This is a genomic window from Pseudogemmobacter hezensis (assembly GCF_013155295.1).
Classification (GTDB): Bacteria; Pseudomonadota; Alphaproteobacteria; order Rhodobacterales; family Rhodobacteraceae; genus Pseudogemmobacter; species Pseudogemmobacter hezensis.
This window is the reverse complement of sequence record NZ_JABJXT010000009.1, coordinates 130,372-150,861: the sequence shown is the minus strand read 5'-3', so window position 1 is coordinate 150,861 and position 20,490 is coordinate 130,372. Positions and strand designations below refer to the sequence as shown.

Genomic DNA, 20,490 nt, shown 5'->3' with positions numbered 1-20,490 from the left:
GCTTTGGCATGGCGGCTCTTGAATGGTGGGGGCATGCGGATTACCTTTGCCCCAGAAGAAGGATTTCCATCATGTTCGGCATCCCCGGCAAGGCCGCTGTCTCGATCACCCCTGCTGCGGCAAAGCAAATCGCCCGCCTGATGGCGCGTGACGGCAATCAGGGCCTGCGCATCGGCGTCAAAAAGGGCGGCTGTGCGGGGATGGAATACACGATGGATTACGTCCGTGAGGTCAACCCGCTGGACGAGGTGGTCGAGCAGGAAGGCGCGCGCGTGCTGATCGCGCCCATGGCGCAGATGTTCCTGATCGGCACTGAAATCGACTATGAGACCAGCCTGCTCGAGTCGAAATTCGTGTTCCGCAACCCCAATGTCGCCGAAGCCTGCGGTTGCGGCGAATCGATCCGCTTTAACGAGCCCGCCGCCGGCAGCCCCGGCGCGTAACCCTACGCCATAGCACGGGGAAGTCGCGGTGATGTCACCGGGCGCAGGCTTCGCCTGCCCGGTCCTGATGTGATCACTGGCACAGAGGCCACCAGCGCCTCTGCGCCATTGCACCGCCCCCTGGAATTTGCGACCACTGTCCCGGCATGACCCGGGAGAGAGACGATGCGCAAACTGGCAGCAGGCAACTGGAAAATGAATGGCACCGGCCCGGCAATCGCCGAGGCAGAGGCGTTGATCGCGGCCCATCCGTCCGCCCCCTGTGACATCCTGATCTGCCCCCCTGCCACGCTTTTGTCGCGTCTGAGTGCGGCGGCCCAGGGATCAGCGCTGCTGACGGGGGGCCAGGACTGCCATACGGCGGCATCGGGGGCGCATACCGGCGATATTTCCGCGCAGATGCTGAAAGAGGCGGGTGCCTCCTATGTGATCCTTGGCCATTCCGAGCGGCGCGCAGATCACGGGGAAACCAGCGCTCTGGTTGCCGCCAAAACCCGTGCCGCCTGGGAGAATGGCCTGATCGCCGTGGTCTGCGTCGGCGAAACCGGGGCCGAGCGTGATGCGGGCCGCACCCTTGATGTGATCGCCAGCCAGCTGCAGGACTCGCTGCCCGATGGCCTGAGCGGTGCAAATACCGTCATCGCCTATGAGCCGGTCTGGGCCATCGGCACCGGGCGCATCCCCACGCTGGAACAGATCGCCGAAGTGCATGATTTCATGTCGAAAACCCTGAGCGCCCGATTTGGCGACGCCTCGGGTGGGCTGCGACTGCTTTATGGCGGCTCGGTCAAGCCCTCAAACGCTGCCGAGATCTTTGCCATCCCCAATCTGCATGGGGCCCTGGTCGGCGGGGCCAGCCTGAAGGCCAGCGAATTCGGCGCAATCGTCGCAGCGCTTTCCGCATCCTGAACGCCACTCCTGGCCTGAACATCCCCGGGGGCCTGCCCTCGGGATGCCACCCCGCGCCCGGCAGGTTCGGGCGCAAAGCGTCGCGGCCAGAACAGTTGCCGCGCCGCGCCCATGCAAGGCTGAGCATATGACAAGCGCTGCCCCCCAAATCGCGCCAGCCTCTGGCCCATCCTCGGATCCGTCGCCGAACCCCTCTCTGCCGGGCGGACGGCTGCTGTCCGGCCACCTGATCTGCATGGCCTCGATGATGGCCTGGGCGGCGGGCCTGCCTGCGGCAGAGTTCCTGATCCCGATCATGCCCTCTGACCAGCTGGGCGCGGTGCGGATCAGCCTGGCGGCGCTGGTGCTGCTGCCGGTCTGGCTGCTGTCTGACGGGCTGCGGGCGGTTTTGCGCGCCGACTGGCTGCGCGGGATCATGGTCGGATCGCTGATCGGCATTGCCGCCTGGTTCCTGATCATGGGTCAGGCGGCGGGCGGGCCTGTGACAGCTGCAGTCATCACCGCAGCAATGCCGGTGGTGGCCATCACGCTTGAGGTGCTGTTTGACGGAAGGCGGCTAAGCACACGTCTGCTGGCCGGGATCGCGCTTTCGATGGCAGGCGGCGTGATGGCGCTGGATTTTTCGGGCGGCGGCGGCAATGTGGCCCTGGGGGCCCTGTTTTGCGGTGGCTCGGTTCTGCTATACACGCTGGGCTCCAGGCTGACAGTCACCGCCTTCCCGCAGCTTTCGCTGGTCGGGCGCACCGCGCTGACCATGACAGGGGCGGCGATTTCGATGCTGCTGGTGGCGCTGGCCAATCTGGCCCTGGGGGCGCCGCTGGCAGACCCCGCGCTTTGGGGCCTGCGCGAGGTGATTTCGCTGTGCCTTTTCGCAATCGGCGGCCTGGCACTGTGCCAGCTTTTGTGGATCGTGGCGATCAACCGGATCGGCATCGGCATGTCGTCTTTGCACACCAATGCCTCGCCGTTTTATGTGATGATCATCATGTTCCTCTGGCTTTCGGCGCCCTGGAACTGGCTGCAGGCGGGCGCGGCGGCGCTGGTTGCCCTGGGGGTGCTGATCGCGCAGGGAATTATCCCCCTGCCCCGGCTTAAATCCCGCAGATAAGCCAATATATTCAAACAGATTTCAGCGCAAAATCTCAGACCGGCAGCACCGTTGTCGATTTGATCTCTTCCATGCTCAGAAGGGCTGTGACGTTGTAGATTTTCACCTCGGAAATCAGCGCCTGATAGAATTCATCATAGGCGCGGGCATTCTTCACCCGCACCTTCAGGATGTAATCGATATCCCCCGCCAGGCGATGCGCCTCCAGCACCTCAGGGCGCTCGCGCAGCGCCTGGAGGAATTTGCGCTGCCAGTCGGCCTCATGTTCCGAGGTGCGGATCAGCACGAAGAAACAGGCCTCAAGCCCCAGGGCCTCGGCATCAAGAATGACCGTCTGGCGCGAGATCACGCCCTGCTCTTTCATGCGCCGGATCCGGTTCCAGACCGGGGTCTTGGAAGAGCCCACTTTGCGGGCAATTTCATCCAGCGACTGCTCTGCATCCTGTTGCAGTTCGGACAGGATTTTCCGGTCCAGATCGTCCAGCGCGGCTGCCATTCCTGATTTCCCCCAAGCCTTGGAACTGCGTTCCACTCCGCTGCAGTATCGGAACAATCTTCCTTATCTGCAAGAGGATCTGGCCCGACAATGGGAAAAAGTCCTATATTATCGGCAGAGTATTTGCTACCAGCCCGTCACCGTTATTCGTCAAAGCCAGCACAAAGCCATGTCACACGCCCGCGCAGACAGACCCGAGCTTTCGACCGTGATCTTCGCGGGCGCAGGCCCCGGTGCAGCCGACCATCTGACGCTGGGCGTTTTGCGCGCCATCGAGGCGGCGGATGTGGTGATCCATGATCGCCTCGTCGGGCCAGAGGTTCTGGCGCTGATCCCCGCGCATGTGCGCCGGATCGATGTTGGCAAAGAGGGCTTTGGCCCTTCGGCGGCGCAAAGCGATATCAACAGCGTCCTGGTCACCACCGCCCTTTCGGGCGCAAAGGTCGTGCGGCTGAAAGGCGGCGATCCGGGGATCTTTGCCCGCCTTGACGAAGAGATCGAGGCGCTGAGCGCCCATGGTCTTGGCTTTCACATCCTGCCCGGCCTTTCCACGGCGCCTGTCGCGGCGGCGGCGATTGGCCAGGCGCTGACCAAACGCGGGCGCAATGCCAGCCTGCGCATCCTGACCGGCCATGACATCGACGGTTTCGCCGAACAGGACTGGCGCGGTCTTGCCCGCGAAGGCGAGGTTGCCGCGATCTATATGGGCAAGAAATCGGCCCGCTTCATCCAGGGGCGTCTGCTGATGCATGGCGCCCGCTCCGAGACCCCGGTGACGCTGGTGGAAAACGCCTCGCGCCCCGATCAGCGCATCCACGCAGGCGTGCTGGCCGATCTGCCCGCGCTTGCCGCCTGTTGTCAGGGCCCTGCGATCATTCTCTTTGGCCTCGCCCCCCGCGCTGCCATTTCCGCAATTCATACGATCGAGGAGGCCCGCGCATGAGCCGCCGCTTCACCCCCAAAGTTGTCACCGCCAACCGCCTGCGTGAGGGCGATGTGGTCTATCTGGCGGCCGATGACCGCTGGACCCTGGTTCATCACGAGGCAGAGCTGATCGAGGATGAGGCCCATGCCCAGCTTCGCCTGCTGCATGCCAATGCCCAGGGCAATCTGATTGTCGGCGCCTATCTGGCCGATGCGAAAGCGGGACCGAACGGCCCCGAACCCACCCATTTCCGTGAGGCGTTCCGCACGCGCGGCCCCTCAAACTACCACCACGGGAAACAGGCAGATCTCGATCATGTATGATTACACCGATTTCGATGAGCGTTTCGTCCGCGAGCGCGTGGCGCAATTCTCGCAGCAGGTCGAGCGTCGGCTGGACGGCAGCCTGACCGAGGAAGAGTTCCGCCCCCTGCGGCTGATGAACGGGCTTTATCTGCAGCTGCACGCCTATATGCTGCGCGTCGCCATTCCCTATGGCACGCTGAATGCGCGCAAGATGCGGCAGCTGGCGATGATCGGCGCGAAATGGGACAAGGGTTACGGCCACTGGACCACGCGCCAGAACATCCAGTTCAACTGGCCGAAACTGCCCGATGTGCCCGCGATCCTGACCGCGCTGGCAGATGTCGGCATGCATGCGATCCAGACCTCTGGCAATACCGTCCGCAACGTCACGGCAGACCATTTCGCCGGCGCGGCCGCCGATGAAATCGCCGACCCCCGCGCCTATGCCGAGCTTCTGCGCCAATGGTCAACCGACCACCCCGAGTTCCAGTTCCTGCCGCGCAAGTTCAAGATCGCCATCACCGGCGCCACACATGACCGCGCGGTGATCCGCGCCCATGACATCGGCCTGCAGCTGGTGAAAAACGACGCGGGCGAGATCGGTTTTCGCGTGCTGGTTGGCGGTGGCCTTGGCCGCACGCCGCTGATCGGAATGGTGGTGCGCGAATATCTGCCCGAGGCGGATCTGCTGCCTTACGTCGAGGCGGTGCTTTCCGTCTACAACACGCTTGGCCGCCGCGACAACAAATACAAGGCGCGGATCAAGATCACCCTGCATGAGACCGGCAAGGAAGAGATCACCCGCCTTGTCGAGGAACGGTTTGAACAGCTCCGCCCGCTGTTCGGTGGCGCGGATCAGGCGCTGCTGGAGGATATCCAGGCCGCTTTCGCGCCGCCCGCCTTCCGCAATGCGCCGATTGACGCCTATAATGATTTCTACAAGGCCGATCCGGTGTTCCGCGCCTGGGCCGATACCAACCTCGCCGCGCATAAGAACGATCAATATGCAATCGTGACGATTTCGGTGAAGGAACAGGGCAAAACGCCGGGCGACCAGACCTCGGAACAAATGGAGCTGATCGCCGATCTGGCCGAGAAATACGGCCATGACGATATCCGCATCAGCCACGAGCAAAACGTGATCCTGCCGCATGTCCATAAGGGCGACCTGCCCGCGCTTCATGCGGCGCTGGTCCAGGGCGGCATTGCCACCGCCAATGTCGGGCTGATTTCCGACATCATCGCCTGCCCCGGCATGGATTACTGCGCCCTGGCCACGGCGCGTTCAATCCCGGTGGCGCAAGAGATTGCGATGCGCTTCAAAGAGCTGGATCTGGAACATGAGATCGGGCCGCTGAAGATCAAGATCTCGGGCTGCATCAATGCCTGCGGTCACCACCATGTCGGCCATATCGGCATTCTCGGCCTCGACCGTGCGGGCGTTGAGAACTACCAGATCACGCTGGGCGGATCAGGGGCCGAGGACGCGCATATCGGTGACAAGACCGGCCCGGGCTTTGCCTATGATCAGGTTGTGCCTGCGGTTGAGCGCATTGTGCGGGCCTATCTGGCCGAGCGCCAGGGCCCGGAAGAAACCTTCCTCGACGCCTTCCGCCGCCTCGGGATGGAGCCGTTCAAAGCCGCCCTCTACGAGACCGGAGATGCGAAGGATGCCGCGTGACCTGAATGCCTTTCCGGTCGCAGACCGGGTGGCGGCGCTGAACGCGCGCTACAAACACCATTCCGCCCATGCGGTTCTGGAACACGCGCTGCAGGATGAAGACCTGGGCCGGGTGGCGCTGGTCTCATCCTTTGGGGCGGAATCGGTGGTGCTTTTGCATCTGGTGTCGCTGCTGGCTCCGGAAACCCCGGTGTTGTTTGTCGATACGAGGATGCTCTTCAAAGAAACGCTGGATTATCAGCGCGAGCTGGCCGAAAAGCTGGATCTTTGCGATATCCGCACCATCCGCGCCAATCCGAACCGGCTGAACTTTGAGGATCCCGACAATACACTGCACCTCTACAGCACCGATTCCTGCTGCAATGTCCGCAAGGTAGAGCCGCTGGAACGCGCGCTGAAACCCTTTGACGGCTGGATCACCGGCAGGAAACGCTTTCAGAACTCGGACCGCGGCACGCTGGACTTCTTCGAGAATGAGGGCGATTTCCGCATCAAGGTGAACCCGCTCGCCCATTGGGGCCGCGAGGATCTGGAAGAATATATCGTCAACAACAACCTGCCGCGCCATCCTCTGGTTGCGAAAGGCTACCCCTCGATTGGCTGCGCGCCTTGCACAAGCCCCGTAAAACCAGGCGAGGATCCCCGTTCCGGCCGCTGGCGCGGCCAGCAGAAAACCGAATGCGGCATCCATTTTGTGGGTGGAAAACCGGTGCGCAGCACCAGCGAGAGCGCGGCATGAGAGGAACCGATTTCTTGCAAGAAATCGGCCCGGTTCCTTTTAAGGAACCGGATCACCGTCTGATGACCCGTTCAGCACAAAGGACCGAGATATGAGCATTATCGTTACCGATGCCGGATTCGCGCCGGCCCCCGAGCGCCAAATCCCTGCTCTGGCTGATCTGAGCGACCAGGATCAGGCCGTCGATCTGTCGAATGCCGACGACCCCGAGGCTTTGGTCCCGCATCTTTCCCGACTGCAGCTGATCCGCGTCGCTTTTCCCGCCTTTTCCGATGGGCGCGCTTTCACCATTGCGCGCCGTCTGCGCATGCTGGGATATAAGGGGCAGCTGCTTGCACTTGGCCCGGTAATCTCGGATCAATACGCCATGTGTCGCCGTGTCGGCTTTGACGGGGTCGAGATCCCCGATGAGATCGCCGCCCGCCAGCCGGAAGAGCAATGGAAGTTTCGCGCCAACTGGACGGCGCATGACTATCAAAGCCGCCTGCGCGCCTGACAGGACATAGAAATTCATGCGGGATACGCGCCTTTTCCCGGCGCCTCTGCCTGCCTCAGACCAGACCCTGCCCGTCCATCGGGCCAGCCGGAGCCCAGATATGACCGAGACCACCGCCACCACAGAACGCCCTGCCAAGCCGCATCTTCCCGATGCACAGACCGTTACCTCGGTGAAGCACTGGTCGGATCGTCTGTTCTCATTTCGGGTGACACGCCCGCAAAGCCTGCGCTTTCGCTCGGGCGAGTTTGTGATGATCGGGCTGATGGGCGACAACGGCAAACCCCTGCTGCGCGCCTATTCGATCGCCTCGCCCGCCTGGGATGAAGAGCTGGAGTTCTACTCGATCAAGGTGCCCGAGGGGCCGCTGACCTCAAAGCTGCAGCATATCAGCACCGGCGATCAGATCATCCTGCGCCCCAAGCCCGTCGGCACCCTGGTTCATGACGCGCTGCTGCCCGGCAAGCGGCTTTGGCTGCTGGCAACAGGCACTGGCTTTGCCCCCTTCGCCTCGCTTCTGCGCGAGCCCGAAACCTGGGAGAAATACGACCAGGTCATCATGATGCACACCTGCCGCGAGAACATCGAGCTGGAATACGGTCGGGTTCTGGTCGAGGGGCTGAAAGAGGATCCGCTGATCGGTGAGCTGATCGGCGACAAGCTGCTTTATTACCCCACCGCCACACGTGAGGAATCGCGCTATCAGGGTCGAATCACTGACAATCTGAACTCGGGCAAGGTCTTTGCCGATCTGGGCCTGCCGAAGATGAACCCGGAAGAAGACCGCGCCATGGTCTGTGGCTCGCTGGCGTTCAACGTCGATGTAAAAACGACGCTGGAAAGCTTTGGCCTTGAAGAAGGGGCGAATTCAGATCCGAAGCAATTCGTGGTCGAGAAGGCCTTTGTCGGTGAAGGCATCTGATCGGCACGCGCCGGATCATCACCTGATCATCAATCGATCTGCCAAAACCGCCCCGGATCGGGGCGGTTTCTTTTTGCCCTGTGGCCCAGCCCCGGCAGCCATGCCGTCCCACCGCCGGTATAAGAAAACGCGGCAAGGCCCGGGGCCCTGCCGCGTGTTTATTGCAAATGCCGGTACCGCAAAATGCACGGCCACGGCTTTTACGCCATTCTGATCGCCCGCCCTATCCGGCCCACAGTTTCAGACCGGATCAGGCGGGCGAAAACAGCCTTAAAGACCAAGAGCGGTGCGGACCTGGGCCAGCACGCTGGCAACCAGTGCCGGGTTGGACTTCGCCCCTTCGACTGCGTTTTTCAGCAGGGTCTTGGTGGTCGCATCCAGTGCAGAAGCGTCGATCAGCGCCGTTACTTTGGCGGCATCGAAATTGGCCGGATCCAGAGCAGCAGCCGCATCGGGTGCCGCAGCAGGCTCGGTCGTCGTTGCAGGAGCAGCCTCAGTCGTGGCTTCCGGAGCAGTTTCCGGGGCGGCAGTTTCCGGGGCAGCAGTTGACGGGGCAGCAGCTTCCGGCGTGGTTGCCGGGGCAGCCTCGGTCGTGGTGCCGGTCACAGCTTCGGTTGCAGTGTCGAGTGCTTCTTCGGTGGCGGTCGCTGCCGATTCTACAGCACCGCTGACAGCCTCACCAGCAGTGGCCGCAGCCTCGCCCGTGGCGGTAACAGCGCCATCGACGGCTTCGGCAGCGGTGTTTGCAGCAGTCTCAGCCGTCTCGGTCACAGCCTCGGCAGCATCGTTAAGCGCTGCGGCGCCGGCATCAACAGTTTCTTCAGCGGCGGTGGCCACCTCTGATGCGGTCTCGGTTGCGGTGGTGGTTGCGGTCTCGGCAGCCTCTTTCACAGCTGCCGTTGCGTCATCAACCGCAGCGTCGGTTGCGGCTGCAGCGGCGTCGGCTGCTTTTTTGGCTTCTGCTTCGGCCTGCGCTGCGGCTTCCTGCTCTGGCTTATATTTGAACTGGTAGTAGCCGCCCGCCGCCAACAAGACGACGATGGCACCGAGGATTACGCTTCTGTTCATGATAAATCTCCCATTGCCGGAAAAAAGCCCGGATGGGGCGGATATGCCAGCATCAGGGCAGGTTGAAAAGTCATCGGGCGGAAAGCATGACAAAAACCGGAGGTTTCCGCGCAAAATCGCTGCCCTGCGCCTGTCGCCCGGCGCTTGAAAGCCAGCGCTTTCAGGAGTAAGTTCGCCCCGACTTTCACCTGAGAAGGAAATACTACCATAGGACGCAGACCCCACAACGCCCCGCCGCAACGTGAAACCGGCCCGCGCGTCAATGATCGCATTCGCGCCCCCGAGATCCGTCTGATCGGCGCCGATGGCGAAAATGTCGGTGTTGTCACGCCGGCCCGTGCACTGGCAATGGCCGAAGAGGCCGGGCTTGATCTGGTTGAGATCTCTCCGAATGCTGTGCCACCGGTCTGCAAGATCATGGATTTCGGCAAGTTCAAATACGAGACCCAAAAGCGCGAAGCCGAGGCCCGTAAGAAGCAAAAGATCATCGAGATCAAGGAAATCAAGTTCCGTCCTGGCACGGACGAACATGATTACCAGGTCAAGATGCGCTCTGTGCTGAAATTCCTGGGCGAAGGCGACAAGGTCAAAGTGACACTGCGCTTTCGGGGCCGCGAGATGGCGCACCAACAGCTGGGCCTTGAGCTTTTGAACCGGGTTGCCGCCGATGTAGGCGATCTGGGCAAGGTCGAAAGCATGCCAAAGCTGGAAGGCCGCCAGATGGTGATGATGATCGGGCCGAAATAAGCGCCCGCCCGAAATAAGCGCCCGCAAAACCACGCAAATCCAAAAGACCCGCCCATTGGGCGGGTCTTTTTCTATGTGCCGCAGGCCAGTGCTGCAACTCAGCGCCGGGATACCACAGCCAGGCAATGTGCCACTGTCCGGCTATGCGCCACCGTCCGGCAATGCAAAGGCCCGCCCCGGAATGCCGGTGCGGGCCTTTCTTTGGCACATCACGCTTTGATTACAAAGCGATACGGCGGGCATCCTCACGCTGGCGGGTCAGCTCTTCGGCGACAAGGAAGGCCAGCTCCAGCGATTGCGAGGCATTCAGACGCGGGTCACAGGCGGTGTGATAGCGATCGGCCAGGTTCTCATCCGAGACGGCGCGCAGGCCCCCGGTGCATTCGGTCACATCCTGGCCGGTCATCTCGAAATGGACGCCCGCCGGAACGGTGCCCTCGGCTTTGTGGATGGCGAAGAACTCGCGCACCTCACGCAGCACAGATTCAAAGGGCCGGGTCTTATAGCCCGAGGCCGCCTTGATCGTATTGCCGTGCATCGGATCGCAGGACCAGACGACATTTGCCCCCTCTGCCTGCACGGTCTGGATCAGGCGCGGCAGGTGATCGCCCACCTTGCCCGCGCCAAAGCGCGCGATCAGGGTCAGACGGCCCGGCTCATTCTCCGGGTTCAGCTTTGCCATCAGCACCTTCAGGTCTTCAGCCGTGGTCGAGGGGCCGCATTTCAGCCCGATCGGGTTCAGCACACCACGGCAGAACTCAACATGCGCGCCATCGGGCTGACGGGTGCGATCCCCGATCCAGATCATATGGCCCGAGCCCGCCACCGGCTGCCCCGAGATCGAATCGATGCGGCAAAGCGCCTCTTCATATTCCAGCAGCAGCGCCTCATGGCTGGTGTAGAAATCGACCTGGCTCAGCTGATGCGCGGTCTCGGAATTGACCCCGGCTGCATTCATGAAATCAAGCGCATCCGAGATCCGCGCCGCCATGGCGCGATATTGCTCGGCCTTGTCCTGATCGGCAAAGCCCAGGGTCCAGGAATGCACCCGGTGAATATCGGCGAACCCGCCGGTGGAAAAGGCGCGCAGCAGGTTCAAAGAGGCCGCAGCCTGGGTATAGGCCTGCAGCATGCGGTTCGGATCCGCGACCCGCGCCTCGGGCGTTGCCTCAAAACCGTTGATGATATCGCCCTTGTAAGAGGGCATCTCGACGCCGTTGATCACCTCGGTCGGGGCCGAGCGCGGCTTGGCAAACTGCCCCGCCATCCGGCCCACCTTGATCACCGGAACTTTCGCGCCCCAGGTCAGCACCACCGCCATTTGCAGCATCACGCGGAAGGTGTCGCGGATATTGTCGGCGCTGAATTCTGCAAAGCTTTCCGCGCAGTCACCGCCCTGCAAGAGGAAGGCCTTGCCCTCAGCCGCCAGCGCCAGCTGCTTTTTCAGCCGCCGCGCCTCGCCTGCGAAAACCAGCGGCGGGTATTTGGACAGCTGGGCCTCAACACCATGCAGCGCTGCCGCATCGGGGTAATCGGGCATCTGGATCCTGGGCAGAGCACGCCAGTCGCTTTTCTTCCAACCGTGCTGCATATTTTTTGCCTCGCCCATAATCGTCCTCCGAACGGTCAAACCCGCGCTGACAGCGGTAACATATGCTGCATATACGTGTTGCGCGTGCCAGATGCAAAGAGCCAGCACGCAACGAGATCCGGTCCGGGCCAACCGCAATCATGCCCAGGGCCATCTGGCAGATCGCGCCAGGCCCGGCCCGGCCGAGGCACGGATAAGAACATGCCCCTTATGCAGACGCGCAATTTGCAGCAAACGTCCTGCGTCAGGTTATCACATCAGGAGAGGTTCGTCCGGTAAAGCCCTGAATATCCGCGATTTTATGCGCCGCTTTAATAACATCTGCCAAAGCGGATTGCGGATCCTCATTCAGCCCATCCGGCCCCTGACTATAGGCCTCAAGATAAAGCCGCAGCGTTGCGCCCTCGGTTCCGGTGCCCGACAGCCGATAAACCGCCCGCGTGCCTTCACCAAAAATCACCCGCACCCCCTGCTTTTGCGACGATGAGCCATCGACCGGATCGTGATAGGCGAAATCATCGGCCTCACTGACGGTAAGCCCGGCAAACGTCTGACCTGGAAGGGTTTTCAGCCTTTCACGCAGAGCGGCAAACATCTGATCTGCGCGGGTGGAATCAACCCCCTCAAAATCGTGGCGGGAATAATAATTGCGGCCGTATTTCTGAAAATGCGCCGCCAGAATTTCGGAAACGCTTTCTTTGCGCACCGCCAGGATATTCAGCCACAAAAGCACCGCCCAAAGCCCGTCTTTTTCGCGGACATGGTCTGATCCGGTGCCGAAGCTTTCCTCGCCGCAGATGGTGACGCGGCCCGCATCCAGCAGATTTCCAAAGAATTTCCAGCCGGTCGGCGTCTCATAGGCCCCGACACCAAGGCCCGCCGCCACCCGGTCGACCGCGCCAGAGGTTGGCATTGACCGCGCCACCCCCTTCAGCCCTGCCTTATAGCCCGGCGCCAAATGGATATTGGCCGCCAGCACCGCCAGGCTGTCCGAGGGCGAGACATAGATCCCGCGCCCGACCACCATATTGCGATCCCCATCCCCATCCGAGGCCGCACCGAAATCGGGCGCATTCTCGCCCATCATCTCTTCCATCAGATCAGAGGCCCAGGTCGGGTTCGGATCGGGGTGCATGCCGCCAAAATCAGGCAGCGGTTCGGCATTGATCACGGTGCCGGGGGCCGCGCCGAGGCGGGTCTCGAAAATCTCACGCGCATAGGGGCCGGTGACCGCGCACATCGAGTCCATCCGCATTCTGAAACCCGCTTTAAAAAGGGCGCGGATTGCATTGAAATCAAACAGGGTTTCCATCAGGTCAGCATAGTCAGCGACCGGATCGGTCACATCGATACGCATCCCGCCCAGCTGATGGCTTCCGGGCCTGCTGAGATCGACGTCTTCGGCCTCAAAAATATGATATTCGCTGATCTCGCAGCTGCGGGCGAACATCGCCTCGGTCACCGCCTCTGGGGCTGGGCCGCCATTGGGCATGTTGAATTTGACGCCGAAATCCTCATCAGGGCCGCCGGGGTTATGACTGGCCGACATGATGATGCCACCATCGGTTTTATTCAGCCGGATCAAATGGCTGGCCGCCGGAGTTGACAGGATCGCATTCTGCCCGACGATCACCCGCGCCGCGCCATTCGCCGCCGCCATGCGCAAGATCACCTGCGCCGCCCGGTCGTTGAAATAGCGCCCGTCGCCGCCCAGGACAAAGGTCTTGCCCTCGGCCCCGACCACATCGAAGAGCGACTGGATAAAATTCTCCAGGTAGTGGTGCCCCATAAAGATCCGCGTTTTCTTGCGCAGCCCGCTGGTGCCCGGCTTTTGCCCGGCAATCGGCGACGTAGAGATGGTGGACTTCATCGGCTCTCTCCTGCAAATTCCGGCCTGGCGGCTGTGTCGCGGCCTGACCAATCACTCCCCGGAAGCAGCTGGAATCATTACCAGAACCGAATCCGCCGGAACCATCTCCGGTATGGTGCCAGCTGTCAGTTCCGGGCGGGTGGTGTCAAGGACCAGCTGCCAGCCCTGGCGTAAAGGCGGCATCACCAGCGGCTGCGCGGGGCCACGGTTGAAAATCATATAGACGGGATCGCTGTCGGGCGATCCGCCCTCAGCTGCCATGCGCAGCTCAAGCCCCAGGCAGCGAAAGCCGGGATCCTGCCAGTCCTGCGAGCTGGGCTCTTGCCCATCGGCGCGGCGCCAGATCACCTCGCGGATGCCGTCTGCGCGGGTCTTGCCATGCAGGAACCGATGCTGGCGCAGCACCGGATGCGCCCGCCTCAGCGCCGCCAGCCGCGCCACAAAGGTGCTAAGGCCCGTATCGGCCTGGCCCCAGTCGGTCCAGGTGATCGGGTTGTCCTGGGCATAGGCATTGTTGTTGCCGCCCTGGCTGCGACCGATCTCATCGCCCATCAGCCACATCGGCACCCCTTGCGACAAAAACAGCGTCGCCAGCAGGTTGCGTTTGCGCAGTGCCCTGGCCGCCAGAATTTGCGGGTCGTCACTGGGCCCCTCGATACCGAAATTGTCGGAATGGTTGTCATTATGGCCATCACGATTGCCCTCGCCATTGGCCTCATTGTGCTTTTCCCGATAGCTGACAAGGTCTTGCAGGGTAAAGCCGTCATGGCTGGTCAGGAAATTCACCGAGGCCGTCGCAGGTTTCCCCGCATGGTCAAACAGCCCGGCCGAGCCCAGAAGCCGCTCGGCCAGGTCGGCGGTCTGGCCGGGATCGCCCAGCCAAAAGCGCCGCAGGCCATCGCGGTAACGGTCGTTCCACTCACTGAAAACCGCCGGGAAAGCGCCCAGCTGATAGCCGCCCGGGCCGATATCCCAGGGCTCGGCAATCAGTTTCACCCGCGCCAGCACGGGGTCCTGGCGCAGCGCATCCAGAAAGCCCGCGCCGGGGTCAAAACCATCCGCCTCACGCGCAAGCACGGTGGCCAGATCAAAGCGGAAACCATCGACCAGCCCCACCTCGACCCAATAGCGCAGCGCATCCATCACCAGGCGCAGCACCATCGGATGGGTCAGATCCAGCGTATTTCCGGTGCCCGCGTCATTGGCGTAATGGCGCCCGCCGACCAGCCGATAATAGCTGGCATTGTCCAGCCCGCGCAGCGAGAGATGCGGACCATGCTCGTCGCTTTCGGCCGAGTGGTTGAAGACCACGTCCAGGATCACCTCGATTCCCGCCGCATGCAGGTGTTGAACCATGACGCGAAAGGCCGCGATGCCACCAGGGCCGGTATAGCGCGGCTCGGGCGTGAACCAGTTCAGCGTGTTGTAGCCCCAGTAATTGCGCAGGCCCCGGGTGGCCAGAAAACGTTCATCCAGCGTGGCCTGGACGGGCAGAAACTCAACCGCGGTCACGCCGCAGCGCTTCAGATGGCCGATGATGTGGTCAGAGGCAAAACCCGCGCAGGTGCCGCGCTGATCCTCGGGGATGCCGGGGTGCAGCATGGTCGCGCCGCGCAGATGCGCCTCGCAGATCACGCTCTCGGCCAGGGAATACAGCGGCTGATAAGGGGTTGCGGCGGGCGGCGCGGTGACCACCGATTTCGGGATAAAGGCGGCACTGTCGCGGGTATCAAAGCTGAGATCAGCGGCCGGATCGCCCGCGATATAGCCGAAAACCGCGTCATCCCAGCTAAAGCTGCCATGCAGCGCCCGCGCCCAGGGGTCGATCAGCAGCTTATGGGGGTTGAAGCGATGCCCGGCCTCGGGCGCCCAGGGGCCGTGGGCGCGCAGGCCGTAAAGCGTGCCCTCTGCCAGACCCGCCACCTGCATATGCCAGATATCGCCGCTGCGTTCAGAAAAAGGCAGCCGCGCCTCTTCGCGCTGCCCGTCGGGCGAGAAAAGGCACAGCTCGATCATGGTGGCATTCGCGGAAAAGACCGCGAAATTCACCCCGCCGGGCACAAGGTTTGCGCCCATAGGCCAGGGTCTGCCGGGTAAGATCACGCTCACGCGCGAAGCCCCTGATAAAGCGCGGCATAGGCGCGGGCGGATTCGGTCCAGCTGTTGTCCTGGGCCATGGCGGCGCGGCGCATCTTTGCCCAGGTGGGGCGGTCGGCGTAAAGCCGGATCAGCTGGCGCAGCGCCTGCGAGAGGGCCAGCGCATCGGTCGGCCAGAAGGTGATCCCGGTCGCCACCCCGGCCGAAAGTGCGGCAGGCGAGGCATGGATCACCGTATCCGCCAGCCCCCCCACCGCCGCCACCAAGGGCAGCGTGCCATAGCGCAGCCCGTACATCTGGGTCAGCCCGCATGGCTCAAACCGTGAGGGCACAAGCACCGCATCGCCGCCCTGGAACATGCGGTGGCTCAGCCCCTCATCATAGCCGATCCTGACCGCCACGCGGCCCGGAAACTGCGCGGCCAAAGCCTGCATCTGCGCCTCGGCCCAGGGATCGCCAGAGCCAAGCACCGCCAGCCCGCCCCCGGCGGCGATGAAATCAGGCAGCGCGGCGGGCAACAGATCGACCCCTTTCTGATCGGTCAGCCGCGAGACCAGCACTGCCAGCGGCCCGGGCACCGAGAGGCCGAACTCAGCCTCAAGCGCCGCCCGCGCCTTTGCCTTACCCGCCATGGCCCGCGCCGAATAGGGATTTTGCGCCTCGGCCTCGGGCGACCAGAGGGCGGTGTCGATGCCGTTCAGGATGCCGGAAACGACGCCCGCGCGGGCCGCAATCACGCCCTCAAGGCCCAGGCCATAGGCAGGGCGCATCAGCTCGGCCGCGTAATTGGGCGAGACGGTGATGATCCGGTCAGCGAAGACCAGCCCGGCCTTCAGCGATGAAAGCCCGCCGTAATACTCCAGCGCATCGGCATGGAAGGCAGAGGCAGGCAGCCGCAGATCGCCCAGCAGCGCCGCAGGCGCATGGCCCTGGAAGGCGATGTTATGCACCGTCATCACCGAGGCACAACCGCCCGCGCCATGCAGCGCCAGATAGGCCGGGGCAAAGCCCGCCTGCCAGTCATGCGCGTGCAACACGTCAGGCTTCCAAAGCGCCGCGCCTGCACGGGCGCCAGGCTCTGCCACGCCCTCGCGCCCGATCCGCGCCCCGATCCAGGAAAGCGCCGCGAAACGCTGGGCATTGTCACCAAAATCGCCGCCCGAACCATTGTAAGGCCCGCCGTCGCGGTCAAAAAGATGCGGCGCATCCAGCAGATACAGCGACAGCCCGCCGCTTTCGCCCGCATAGACCCGGCCCGGACCACCCCAGAGATCATCCTCACGCATTACCTCGGCAAAGCCGCCGCCTTTGGCAAGCAAAGGGCGGAGACTGCGATAGGCGGGTAAGAGAACCCGCATCTCCCAGCCCTCGGCGGCCAGAGCTGCGGGCAAGGCCCCCACCACATCGGCCAGCCCGCCGGTCTTGACCAAAGGCACCGCCTCTGAGGCCACTGACAAAACCCGACCGCCCATGCTGACCTCTTTTCCTCTGTTTCAACCCGTCTGATACCGCAGACTTCTGCCCGCCGGTCATCCGTTCAGATCATGCTGGCGCGGCGGTCCAGCATGGCCTGGGTGACCAGCACCACGCCGCCCTCGCTGCGGCGAAACCAGCGCGCGTCCTCATCAGGGTCATGGCCGACGACCAGCCCCTCGGGGATCATCACCCCGGAATCAATCACACAATTCCGCAGCTCGGCCCTGCGACCAATATCGACCCGCGGCAGCGCCACCACATGTTCCAGCACCGACCAGCTATGCGCCCGACACCCCGTGAACAAAAGCGAATTGCGCACCTCTGACCCCGAGACGATGCAATCGCCCGAGACCAGCGAGGAAATCGCCTGGCCCCGCCGCCCGTCCTCATCATGGATGAATTTCGCGGGCGGAACGATCTCGGCATAGGTCCAGATCGGCCAGTCGCGGTCGTAAAGATCCAGCTTCGGCACGAATTCGGTCAGGTCGATATTGGCCTGCCAATAGGCATCCAGGGTGCCGACGTCGCGCCAATAGGGCTCATCCTCGATCCCCGTGGTCACGCAGCTGTCGGCGAAGCGATGCGCCATCGCCTTGCCGCCCTTCACAATCGCCGGGATCAGGTCATTGCCGAAATCATGGCTGGAATTGCTGTCGACAACATCGCGCAACAAGAGATCGCGCAGGAAAGCCCAGTCGAAAACATAGATCCCCATTGAGGCCAGCGCATTCGCCTCATCCCCCGGGATCCCGGGCGGCGCATCGGGCTTTTCCAGAAAATCGGTGATCCGCATCTGGCTGTCGACCGCCATGACCCCAAAGGCCGAGGCCTCTTCACGCGGCACCGTCAGGCAGCCGATGGTCACATCCGCCCCGGTATCGACATGCTGTTGCAGCATGACCTCATAATCCATCTTGTAGATGTGATCCCCGGCCAGGATCACTACATATTGGACATTATAGCTGTCGATGATGTCGATATTCTGCGCCACCGCATCGGCGGTGCCGCGATACCAGTTCACCTCATCCATGCGCTGGCTGGCGGGCAGCACGTCGAGGTATTCGTTGCGCTCGGCGCGAAAAAAGCTCCAGCCGCGCTGGACATGGCGGATCAGGCTGTGGGCCTTGTATTGGGTGGCAATCGCCATCTTGCGGATGCCCGAGTTCAGCGCGTTGGAAAGCGCAAAGTCGATGATCCGCTGCTTGCCGCCGAAATAAACCGCCGGTTTCGCCCGCCTGTCGGTCAGCTCTTTCAGCCTGGATCCCCGCCCCCCCGCCAGCACGAAAGCCATGGCCTGGGCAGACAGTCTCTTGTTCACTCTTGCCTTCATGATCCCCTCCCCAGGGTGACTTTTACAGACCCCCTTCCGCGCGGTGCGGAAGGCTCACTCTTTCTCATGCACCAGAAAAACCGCGCTAAGCGGTGGCAGCACCACCATCCCAGAGGCAGGCATGCCATGCGCCCCCTCATTCCCGGCCAGCACCACGCCCAGATTGCCCAGATTGCCGCCGCCATAGCGCTGGCTGTCACTGTTCAGCGCCTCGCGCCAGCGCCCCTTTGCGGGCAGGCCAAGGCGGATCTGACGCTCGACCGGGGTCATGTTCACGGCCACCACCACCGGCGCATCATCCGCCTTGCCAAAGCGTGCCCAGGCAAAGACCGAGGCCTCTGCCTCATCGGCCAGGATCCATGAAAACCCTTCGGGACGGCTGTCATGCAGATGCAGCGCGGGCGTGGCGCGGTAGAGGTGGTTCAGATCACGGACCCAGGCCTGAACGCCCTGATGCGCCGCCACACCTTCCAGATCCCAGTCGAGGCCGCGATCATGGCTCCATTCGCGGCCCTGGGCGAAATCCTGGCCCATGAACAAGAGCTTCTTGCCCGGATGCCCCCACATAAAGCCGTAAAACGCCCGCAGATTGGCAAAAGCCTGCGCCCCCTCGCCCGGCATCTTGCCGATCATCGAGCCCTTGCCATGCACCACCTCATCATGGCTGATCGGCAGGATGAAATTCTCGCTATAGGCATAGCTTGAGGCAAAGGTCATCTTATTGTGGTGAAAGCGGCGGTAAACCGGGTCCAGCCGCATGTAATCAAGGCTGTCATTCATCCAGCCCATGTTCCACTTGAAGCCGAAGCCCAGACCGCCCCGATCCACCGGCCGCGACACGCCGGGGAAACTGGTCGATTCCTCGGCCGCCGTCAGCGCCCAGGGGCAATGGCCGTAAACGGCGCTGTTCATCGCCTGCAGCATGGCGATGGCCTCATAATTCTCACGCCCGCCATCCCTGTTCGGCACCCACTGCCCCACCTCACGCGAGTAGTCGCGGTACAGCATCGAGGCCACCGCATCGACGCGCAGCCCATCGGCACCGTAGACCTCCAGCCAGTAAAGCGCGTTTGAGATCAGATAGTTCGAGACCTCGGCCCGGCCATAATTGTAGATCAGCGTGTTCCAGTCCTGGTGAAAACCTTCCTTCGGATCCTGGTGTTCATAAAGCGCGGTGCCGTCAAAACGGCCAAGGCCATGCGGATCGGTCGGGAAATGGCCCGGCACCCAGTCCAGAATCACCCCGATGCCGCGCTGATGCGCAAGGGCGATAAAGGCGCGGAATTCATCCGGGGTGCCATGGCGCACGGTGGGCGCAAAAAGGCCAATCGGCTGGTAACCCCATGATCCGTCAAAGGGAAACTCCGAGATCGGCAGCAGTTCGATATGGGTGTAGCCCATCCATTCGACATAGCCGAGCAGCTGCTCGCCCAGCTCTGCCCAGGACAGAAACCGCCCGCCCGGCCCGCGCCGCCACGAGCCGCTGTGAACCTCATAGATCGAGATCGGCGCATCAACCGAATTGCGCAGGCCGCGATGCGTCAGCCAGTCGCCCTCAGTATCTGCGCCTCGATTTCCTTCCCGGCTCTCCTCCCGGTGCTCTTCCGGCAGCCGACGCAACACGCTGGCATTGCGCGGCGGATGTTCCGAATCAAAACCGACCGGATCAGCCTTCAGCGGCAGGATCACACCGTCTGCGGCGCGGATCTCATATTTATAGCTTTCCCCCTCAGCCAGCGCGGGGATGAAAATCTCCCATATCCCGGTGGCACCGCGTTTGCGCATCACATGGCGGCGACCGTCCCAGGTGTTGAAGCCCCCCACGACCGAGACCCGTTCGGCATTCGGGGCCCAGACCGCGAAATGCGCGCCGTCCACGCCCTCATGCGTGATCAGATGCCCGCCAAGCGCCTGCCACAGCCTTTGATGCTGCCCCTGACCCAGCAGATATTCGTCCAGCTCGCCCAGCACCGGGCCAAAGGAATAGGGATCTTTGAAAGACCAGGACCAGCCTGCCCCCTCGGCCCGCAAGAGATAGCCAGACCATCCTGGCAGGTCACAGGTAAAGAAACCGGAAACGCCGGGCCAGGCACGGGCAGAAAATTCGCCATCCGGCGTTTCAACGATCAGCCGCTCCGCGTCGGGGACAAAGGCGGCCAGCGTCCAGCCGCCCTGATGCTGATGCAGGCCCAGAATGGAAAACGGATCGGCATGCCGACCTGCGGCAATCGCGCGGGCATCTTCGTCTCGCGGCCATCCTGCACCCATAGCGGGCCTTTCCCTGGTT

18 protein-coding genes are annotated in these 20,490 nt (G+C 62.7%); 10 read left to right on the top strand and 8 right to left on the bottom strand.

Annotated features, from left to right (window positions below; translation table 11 throughout):
• The first annotated feature begins 71 nt into the window (after positions 1-71).
• The 3 genes from HOY34_RS12030 to HOY34_RS12020 all read left to right on the top strand — a co-directional run bounded on the left by HOY34_RS12030 (position 72) and on the right by HOY34_RS12020 (position 2,460).
• Positions 72-443, top strand: coding sequence for a HesB/IscA family protein (locus tag HOY34_RS12030; RefSeq protein ID WP_172363151.1), 372 nt, complete (start codon positions 72-74; stop codon positions 441-443).
• 165 nt (positions 444-608) lie between these two features.
• Complete coding sequence (gene tpiA, locus HOY34_RS12025) at positions 609-1,352, top strand: triose-phosphate isomerase (RefSeq protein WP_172363149.1); 744 nt, start codon at positions 609-611, stop codon at positions 1,350-1,352.
• A 127-nt stretch (positions 1,353-1,479) separates the two neighbouring features.
• Entirely contained in the window at positions 1,480-2,460 is a 981-nt protein-coding gene (locus tag HOY34_RS12020) for a DMT family transporter (RefSeq protein WP_172363147.1), read from the top strand.
• 34 nt (positions 2,461-2,494) lie between these two features.
• Here HOY34_RS12020 and HOY34_RS12015 read toward each other — a convergent pair whose 3' ends face one another.
• Positions 2,495-2,956 carry an Lrp/AsnC family transcriptional regulator gene (locus HOY34_RS12015; protein WP_172363145.1) on the bottom strand — a complete coding sequence of 154 codons (462 nt, stop codon included), beginning with the start codon at positions 2,954-2,956 and terminating at the stop codon, positions 2,495-2,497.
• Between the two features lie 169 nt (positions 2,957-3,125).
• Between HOY34_RS12015 and cobA the strand changes: the two genes are divergently transcribed.
• The 6 genes from cobA to HOY34_RS11985 all read left to right on the top strand — a co-directional run bounded on the left by cobA (position 3,126) and on the right by HOY34_RS11985 (position 8,024).
• A complete protein-coding gene (gene cobA / locus HOY34_RS12010) occupies positions 3,126-3,899 on the top strand; it encodes a uroporphyrinogen-III C-methyltransferase (RefSeq protein ID WP_172363143.1) in 774 nt (257 codons plus the stop codon).
• Complete coding sequence (locus HOY34_RS12005) at positions 3,896-4,204, top strand: DUF2849 domain-containing protein (protein WP_172363141.1); 309 nt, start codon at positions 3,896-3,898, stop codon at positions 4,202-4,204. Before cobA ends, HOY34_RS12005 begins: the two co-directional genes overlap by 4 nt.
• A complete protein-coding gene (locus HOY34_RS12000; RefSeq protein WP_172363139.1) occupies positions 4,197-5,867 on the top strand; it encodes a nitrite/sulfite reductase in 1,671 nt (556 codons plus the stop codon). Before HOY34_RS12005 ends, HOY34_RS12000 begins: the two co-directional genes overlap by 8 nt.
• Positions 5,857-6,606: a phosphoadenylyl-sulfate reductase gene (locus HOY34_RS11995; RefSeq protein WP_172363137.1), complete on the top strand. Its 750-nt coding sequence runs from the start codon at positions 5,857-5,859 to the stop codon at positions 6,604-6,606. The genes HOY34_RS12000 and HOY34_RS11995 overlap by 11 nt, the downstream gene beginning before the upstream one ends.
• A 91-nt stretch (positions 6,607-6,697) precedes the next feature.
• The gene (locus tag HOY34_RS11990; RefSeq protein ID WP_172363135.1) at positions 6,698-7,102 is read left to right on the top strand and encodes a DUF934 domain-containing protein; all 405 of its coding nucleotides are present in this window, start codon (positions 6,698-6,700) and stop codon (positions 7,100-7,102) included.
• A gap of 100 nt (positions 7,103-7,202) precedes the next feature.
• Positions 7,203-8,024: a ferredoxin--NADP reductase gene (locus HOY34_RS11985; RefSeq protein WP_172363133.1), complete on the top strand. Its 822-nt coding sequence runs from the start codon at positions 7,203-7,205 to the stop codon at positions 8,022-8,024.
• Positions 8,025-8,294: 270 nt separating this feature from the next.
• On the opposite strand, the gene HOY34_RS11980 is transcribed toward HOY34_RS11985, so the two are convergent.
• Positions 8,295-9,092 carry a translation initiation factor 3 gene (locus HOY34_RS11980; RefSeq protein ID WP_172363131.1) on the bottom strand — a complete coding sequence of 266 codons (798 nt, stop codon included), beginning with the start codon at positions 9,090-9,092 and terminating at the stop codon, positions 8,295-8,297.
• 207 nt (positions 9,093-9,299) lie between these two features.
• Here HOY34_RS11980 and infC point away from each other — a divergent pair, with 207 nt between their 5' ends.
• Complete coding sequence (gene infC, locus HOY34_RS11975; protein ID WP_172363241.1) at positions 9,300-9,839, top strand: translation initiation factor IF-3; 540 nt, start codon at positions 9,300-9,302, stop codon at positions 9,837-9,839.
• A 220-nt stretch (positions 9,840-10,059) separates the two neighbouring features.
• Here the strand turns inward: infC and HOY34_RS11970 are convergent, their stop codons facing one another.
• The 6 genes from HOY34_RS11970 to glgB form a co-directional block, all read right to left on the bottom strand.
• Positions 10,060-11,430, bottom strand: a complete 1,371-nt coding sequence (locus HOY34_RS11970) for a class II 3-deoxy-7-phosphoheptulonate synthase (RefSeq protein ID WP_172363239.1) — start codon at positions 11,428-11,430, stop codon at positions 10,060-10,062.
• 244 nt (positions 11,431-11,674) lie between these two features.
• Positions 11,675-13,300 (bottom strand): alpha-D-glucose phosphate-specific phosphoglucomutase, encoded by a 1,626-nt coding sequence (locus tag HOY34_RS11965; protein WP_172363129.1) that lies wholly within the window; start codon positions 13,298-13,300, stop codon positions 11,675-11,677.
• Between the two features lie 51 nt (positions 13,301-13,351).
• The gene (glgX, locus tag HOY34_RS11960; protein WP_366926953.1) at positions 13,352-15,409 is read right to left on the bottom strand and encodes a glycogen debranching protein GlgX; all 2,058 of its coding nucleotides are present in this window, start codon (positions 15,407-15,409) and stop codon (positions 13,352-13,354) included.
• Positions 15,406-16,869, bottom strand: coding sequence for a glycogen synthase GlgA (gene glgA / locus HOY34_RS11955; RefSeq protein ID WP_172363125.1), 1,464 nt, complete (start codon positions 16,867-16,869; stop codon positions 15,406-15,408). The genes glgX and glgA overlap by 4 nt, the downstream gene beginning before the upstream one ends.
• A gap of 65 nt (positions 16,870-16,934) precedes the next feature.
• Entirely contained in the window at positions 16,935-18,203 is a 1,269-nt protein-coding gene (gene glgC / locus HOY34_RS11950) for a glucose-1-phosphate adenylyltransferase (protein WP_172363123.1), read from the bottom strand.
• A 54-nt stretch (positions 18,204-18,257) separates the two neighbouring features.
• The gene (gene glgB, locus HOY34_RS11945) at positions 18,258-20,471 is read right to left on the bottom strand and encodes a 1,4-alpha-glucan branching protein GlgB (RefSeq protein WP_172363121.1); all 2,214 of its coding nucleotides are present in this window, start codon (positions 20,469-20,471) and stop codon (positions 18,258-18,260) included.
• Positions 20,472-20,490 lie beyond the last annotated feature (19 nt).